Genomic DNA, 6,478 nt, shown 5'->3' with positions numbered 1-6,478 from the left:
AGTAAATTAACGCAAGCCGTCACCCCGGAACCGCAATAAACAATAATTTCTTCGGCTTTTTCTAATTCCGTCCACCGCTGTTTTTGTTCGGATGCCGATCGCACTTTTCCAGTTTCATCCGTCACCCCTTGCCACGGATAGTTAACCGCACCCGAAATGTGACCTGCGATGGGGTCGATCGGCTCCCGCAAACCTTCATATCTCTCGCTTTCTCGCGAATCAACCAAAACCTTGCCGGGCAAGTCTTTACGCTCTTTTACCGCCTCAATATCTACCGCCAAATCCGGCTGCAAGTGAGCAACGAATTTACCCTCACGGGGTTCTGGCAAAATATTTGTTACCGGATAGCCCGCCGCTTTCCATGCGCTGAAACCGCCGTCTAACAAAGCGACTTTGCTGTGTCCCATATACCGCAGCAGCCACCACAAACGAGCCGCAAAAGCCAGCCGCGAATCGTCATAGGCTACCACTAAAGTTTCTGCTGAATTAATGCCGATCGCGCTCAATTTATCAGCTAATTCTTCAATGTTTGGCAACGGATGTCTACCGCCGTGTTTGCCCACTGAACTCGCGAGATCGCGGTTTAAATCTAAATAGAAAGCTCCGGGAATGTGACTTTCTTGATATTGTTTTTCTCCCCATTCAGGGTCGGCAAGGGAAAAACGACAGTCAATGATTACAACTTGCGGATTGTCGGTATTGGTGGCTAACCATTCAGGAGAAACGATTAAAGTGTTGTCACTCATAATTATTCAAATCTCTATTTTAACATTATCTAGAAGGAGATTTTCTATCTAGTTCTGTTTTGTCAGAAGGAGATTTTTTAGAAGTTGCTTTCTCTGAAGCTCTATTGTCAGAATTGGATTTTTTAGGAGTTTCTTTTTCCGACGTTTCTTTGGGCGAATTGGATTTTTTAGGAGTTGCTTTTTCCGAAGGTGATTTTTCGGCTGGTGCGGGAGTTGGAGTTGGCAGAGGGGGAGTTACTGCTGCTTCTTGAGCGTAAAGTAGATATTTCTGATACTCGATCACTTTTGCTTGAGCTAGTTGATGGTTGGGGCTAGAGACTGGTACTCTTCTCATTAATGAGACCGCTTCTTGCCAGCTATCGGTAACTGTAGTCCAATCTTCCTTGGTTTTTGCCAAACGCCCTAATTCTGCTGCTTTGAGTGCGCTGTTAACCGCTTCTCGAAAAGTATCCGGTGCAGTTGCTAAATTTGCTGTTTCATCGGGATTATTCCCCGCAGTTGCTGCTGGCTGGTTCACAATTTTACCGACAAACGCCACCACCGCGATCGCCAACATACCCGTTACTAGCCCAACTACAATGAAAGTCGATCGCAGCCGATTCTCAAATGCAGCAAGTTCGGGCGGTTTTTCCTCCTCAAAACTGTTCTCCATCTCTGTGCGATCGTCCATATTAGCAACAGCAGTATTTGGCACAGATTCTCCCCCAAAGCTCTGTGGTTCAAAATTGCTGTTCTCCAAACTAAACTCTTGACTCCAAGCAGGAGCAATCTGACCGCTTTCTCGGCCCTCAACCTTCACTTTGCGAATCAAATCCGGCTGCAAATTCGTCAGTTGGCTGCGGACAAAATCAACGAATGTATCTTCTATCGGTAGCTGTTCGGCCTCAAGAATTACCTCCAAACAGTCGCCGTCGAGATTAGCGGAGGCTGTGATGCCTTCAGATTGCAACTGGCTATTTAGCGAAGATGCGATCGCAGTGGCGAGATTTCCCTGCTTGGCAAGTTCCTGAAAATTAAGCTCTGTCATAGCTGGACACCTGATAACGCAGAAGATAGAAGGTAGAAGGTAGAAAAAATGAAAAAGTCAGAAACAGTTTTTTGGAGTTGAAAACACAATAACTGAAATTCAACAAATAGTATAATGTATCGTGGCAAATCCTAGCCCAAAGATGCAAATTATCACTCTCGCTACCCCTGGCATCCCTTGGGAAAAGACTTCAGTCCTTTGTACAAACCGAACTCAGGTTTGCAGAACCGGCAAAAATCCTCTCCCTCGGTAGCCCAATACCGCTGCTTCAACCTGGTAATTGATACCGGGCGCGCAAGTCCAGATACCGTAACAGCCTTAAGTTGAACCGCAAGCATCGCCCCTAAAAGCGACATCCGGCTGCAAAAAGCCTCGATCGCGCGGATGCCAGATGAGAAATTTTAGATGAAAAATTTGTGCGATCGCAGTGCCATCGGCGGACAGCGAGTGATATCATCAGTTAGTCAATATTCAAGTTTTTATAGCAAATAACTCGATCGCACAATGGTAGCAATAGCAATTTTAGCGGCTGGACGCGGCACGCGCATGAAATCTGACTTGCCCAAAGTTCTACACGAATTGGGCGGCCGATCGCTAGTTGAGCGAGTCCTCCAAAGTTGTCAAGAAATTCAAATTACCAGGCGACTTGTCATCGTCGGTTATCGAGGCGAACTCGTTAAAGAATCGCTGATGAGAGGTCAAGAAATATCAGGGAAAAATTCTCAACTTCCTTCCCTAGAATTTGTTGAACAAACCGAACAATTAGGAACAGGTCACGCCATTCAACAATTGCTGCCTCACTTAGAGGGATTTCAAGGAGACTTGCTGGTCTTAAACGGAGATGTACCTTTGCTGAGGGCAGAAACTATCAAACAATTGATTGCCATTCACAAAAAGCACCAAAACTCTGCTACTTTATTGACAGCTAATTTGCCGAATCCTCAAGGATACGGGCGAGTATTTACCGACAGTCAAAACTTAGTCCAGCAAATTGTCGAAGACCGCGACTGCACACAAGCTCAAAAGCAAAATCACCGAATTAATGCAGGTGTTTACTGCTTTCACTGGCCGGATTTAGAGAAAATTTTGCCAGAGTTGAAGGCAGACAATGACCAAAAAGAATATTACCTAACTGATACGGTAAATTTCCTCAGTCCGGTGATGGCAGTGGATGTGGAAGATTATCAAGAAATATTGGGAATTAACGATCGCAAACATTTAGCTACAGCTTGCGATATTTTGCAAACGCGGGTAAAGGACAAGTGGATGACGGCGGGAGTGACGCTGCTAGATCCCAACAGTATTACGATCGACGATACTGTAGAGTTGCAGCCGGATGTGGTAATTGAACCGCAAACTCACTTGCGGGGAAACACTTCGATCGCCTCGGGAAGTCGCATCGGCCCCGGCAGTTTGATCGAAAACAGTCAAATTGGAGAAAACGTGACTGTGCTTTATTCGGTAGTTTCTGACAGTATGGTTGCTGAAAACTCGCGAATAGGCCCTTACGCACACTTGCGGCGGCACGCAGAAATTGGGTCGAACTGTCGCGTCGGCAATTTTGTAGAGTTGAAAAATACTCAAATAGGCGATCGAACTAAAGTCGCTCACTTGTCTTATTTAGGCGACGCGACTTTGGGAGGAAAAGTCAACATTGGTGCGGGAACAATTACGGCAAATTATGACGGAAAAAACAAGCACAAAACTCAAATAGGCGATCGCAGTAAAACGGGTTCTAACACCGTGCTGGTTGCACCGATAACTTTGGGGGAAGATGTTACTGTAGCTGCGGGTTCTGTGGTGACAGAAGATGTGCCGAAGGATTGTTTAGTAATTGCGCGTTCCCGGCAAGTTGTCAAACCAGGTTGGAAGTTGAAAGAACCGAAAAAGTGAACAACCGTTCACTTTTTCGATGATGAGTTTCCACCCACGAGCTTCGCACTAAATACCAAATAAACCGGGTTTTTATAACGGAAGCAGCGATGGCACTTTAGAAGAGATTTTGGTTAAAAACCCGGTTTCTGCGTAAGTCGGCAAACTTGAGAAATCGGGTTGATCGCGATCGGCTACTTTGTCTTATTTTTGCGCGTTTAGATAGTTGTTAATCGCTTTGGCAATTTTTTCTTGCTGGTAGAGGTTCATAGTGTTAGGCAGGGATATACGAGATCCTCCACAAACTAACAGTCTGACTTCGTACCAAGTGTCATTTTGCCTATCTTTGGTTCGATCTACTTCCACGCCATAAATCTCGCACAGAGAGTATTCAATTACTTTACGTGCCAACAAACCCCGCTGTTTAACAGTCAAGGTGTTTAAAATTCCATCGAAGCTGTAGGTTTCATTATTTCTCAAAACGATCACTGCCGCTGCTGCAAGCAAAAATATGCCTCCTGTCCATCCCAACCAGCGATCTTCTTGGCTTAAGCGCAGCAATCTATCTTTGGCATTTTTAACATAAAAATTGATGTCCGAAGCAACAGCGTCTTGGGTTCCCCAATTAGTCGAGTTAGCAGTGAAAGGAACATTGCCAACAGAAGTTAGAAGTACAACCCTGGTTTTATAGCCGCATCTTTGAACTTTAGCTCCCTGCAAAGAAGCAAGCTCAATTTCTTGAATTTTTGAGCCCAGTAAATTCGATCGCACAATCTGGCAACTGCCTTGTTTTGCCTGCAATCGCTGGCAGCTCAGAGTTGCTTTATGATAATCAAAAGCCAGCCCGAACAGTCCAAAAGCCATGAATAAACAACTAGGCAACCAAAAATCAAATATGCTTTGAGTCTGAATTATTAATTCACTTGCCGTTTGCTTGATTATTTTCATTTATCTGGCCCTTAAATTCCAAAAATGATGTTACAGATTGCCTTACTAACCCGATCAGCCGAATTGTTAACTTATATATTATTTGAAGTCGTCTTCTGCCCTGACCCCTTTTATTTTGGTAATAGGTTAGCACTAAAACTTTTAACCGACAACAAATCTCGCGAGTTTACCTGCTGGGTTTAAGATAGCTTTTTATGATTTAAAATAGATGGATCTTAAAAATATATTAATTATGTGATGGGGAATAAAACTTTAGCTTCGCGATCTGTAGGAAAGTAATCACCCAGGTGAGTACAGGTTTACATTTTGTTACATTGTCAATTTTATTTGCACCTACCTGCTTAATTATCGTTAGTTATTAATTTGGGCGACTCCCCACAGGATAGCTACGATTCACGGCCTTGCGGGGCAAATACATTGTTAAGGGTGCGATTATCGCTAATCGACATATAGCTGCGAATCAAATCAGCAATTTTGTGTTGTTCTGTTAGTGAATAGCTTCTTAAACAGATGATATCGCCCCAGAACATCCACAAATCAACATAATAGCTACGATTTCCATCGCTATCTCCCAGTTCCTCTAATTCCACTGAAGAAATCTCGTGAGTTGAGCATTCGGTAACATCATGGAACCATACACCCCGTCGTTTAACGGTCATTTTGCTAAAAGTTTTATCAAAAATGTATGTTTCATCTATCGCGCCGTCCAACAAAGACAGCGAAAACAAGAGAAATATGCCTCCCCCTATCCAATTTGATGCTAAAATAATCTGCAATAATCCAATGATGATGAAGGGACAAATTAATAGCAAAGTATCCCAGGAACTCGCAGTTTTAATTATTAGTTTATTTGGTGTTTGCTTGAGAATTTTCATGAGTTTAATTGTTGTCGAATTTAAAAACAATGTAAATTACTTATCTATCCGCTGTAGGCAACTTTTAATGCACGGATTATTATTTGACATTGCTTTGGACGATCGCACTTTTGGTGTTGTAAACAGCCTTGACAGCATAAGCATTGCCCGGACGTACCTGTAAAGCTCTGTTAAAATTGATTAAAGCGGTTTGATGGTCTCCCTGCCCGTAGTAGATATAGCCGAGTTTCATCGATTGTTTGAAGTTATCTTTTTGAGCAGCAACAGGAGCAGAATTAGACTCAGCCAAAGATGCTACGGGAGCACGAGATGGCTCGGCATTAGGAAATGACTCAAAAGCAGGATATAACTCTTGATAGAGTGATGGAGTAGTGTTGAAACCAAAAGGAAAAGAAGACGGAGATTGCTCGTTATACCTCTGCTTTAAATTAGCCCCAGAGTCAGAGTTTTTTACAAAATTTTTGCCGTAAAATAGTGAAGTAGTAATGCCTCCTAGTACAAACATTAGCCATTCAACAGATTGAAGTAAAAATGTTTTTTGTCTCATGTTTCTATTGCTCCATTTTTTGATGCAAAAAACTAATGATGCCAAGGGCACAAGCCAGTAAAGCACTCCCCAAATAGTTTCCTCTCCCAAAGCTTGAATTAATCCCCAAAAATAGCCGACAAGACTTAAAACTAAACCTAGGATAAAAAATAAGGCGATCGCAATTCCAGGCACTTTTTATTTCTCCGATGGATGTATAGTTATTTTTCCCACTGTAAAAGAGCGGGTTTTCTACCTGAAACTCATTCCTCTGTTGGCTGTGTTAAAAATAGATTAGCCGTGACAACAGTTCGATCGCGCACAGCCAATGTTAGGATTTTGGTTAGGAATTTGACTAGGAACTCGATCGCGACTGCCGCAAATGATACCCTCTACCATCAATCCGCCAGAAGAACCATTTGCACGGGCAAGCAACCGCTGGGAAATCCAAAAGCTTTACACCGACTTGGCAAATGCCAAACAA

The 6,478-nt window shown here is 43.2% G+C and carries 6 protein-coding genes; 1 reads left to right on the top strand and 5 read right to left on the bottom strand.

Translation table 11 applies throughout. From position 1 onward, the window contains the following. Window positions 1-746, bottom strand: a 746-nt coding sequence (locus QUA38_RS26605; RefSeq protein WP_333167202.1) for a sulfurtransferase, incomplete at its 3' end; no start/stop codon positions are given. A gap of 25 nt (window positions 747-771) precedes the next feature. Further along, window positions 772-1,773 carry a hypothetical protein gene (locus tag QUA38_RS26600; RefSeq protein ID WP_333167200.1) on the bottom strand — a complete coding sequence of 334 codons (1,002 nt, stop codon included), beginning with the start codon at window positions 1,771-1,773 and terminating at the stop codon, window positions 772-774. 504 nt (window positions 1,774-2,277) lie between these two features. Between QUA38_RS26600 and glmU the strand changes: the two genes are divergently transcribed. Beyond that, complete coding sequence (glmU, locus tag QUA38_RS26595; protein WP_333167199.1) at window positions 2,278-3,666, top strand: bifunctional UDP-N-acetylglucosamine diphosphorylase/glucosamine-1-phosphate N-acetyltransferase GlmU; 1,389 nt, start codon at window positions 2,278-2,280, stop codon at window positions 3,664-3,666. A gap of 183 nt (window positions 3,667-3,849) precedes the next feature. Here glmU and QUA38_RS26590 read toward each other — a convergent pair whose 3' ends face one another. From QUA38_RS26590 to QUA38_RS26580, 3 genes are all read right to left on the bottom strand, one after another. Next, window positions 3,850-4,593: a hypothetical protein gene (locus QUA38_RS26590; RefSeq protein ID WP_333167197.1), complete on the bottom strand. Its 744-nt coding sequence runs from the start codon at window positions 4,591-4,593 to the stop codon at window positions 3,850-3,852. A 386-nt stretch (window positions 4,594-4,979) separates the two neighbouring features. Then, a complete protein-coding gene (locus QUA38_RS26585) occupies window positions 4,980-5,468 on the bottom strand; it encodes a hypothetical protein (protein WP_333167195.1) in 489 nt (162 codons plus the stop codon). 79 nt (window positions 5,469-5,547) lie between these two features. Beyond that, window positions 5,548-6,189 carry a tetratricopeptide repeat protein gene (locus QUA38_RS26580; RefSeq protein ID WP_333167193.1) on the bottom strand — a complete coding sequence of 214 codons (642 nt, stop codon included), beginning with the start codon at window positions 6,187-6,189 and terminating at the stop codon, window positions 5,548-5,550. Window positions 6,190-6,478 lie beyond the last annotated feature (289 nt).

The organism is Microcoleus sp. Pol12B4 (genome assembly GCF_036701385.1).
Classification (GTDB): Bacteria; Cyanobacteriota; Cyanobacteriia; order Cyanobacteriales; family Microcoleaceae; genus Microcoleus.
This window is presented reverse-complemented; position numbering and strand designations above follow the sequence as displayed.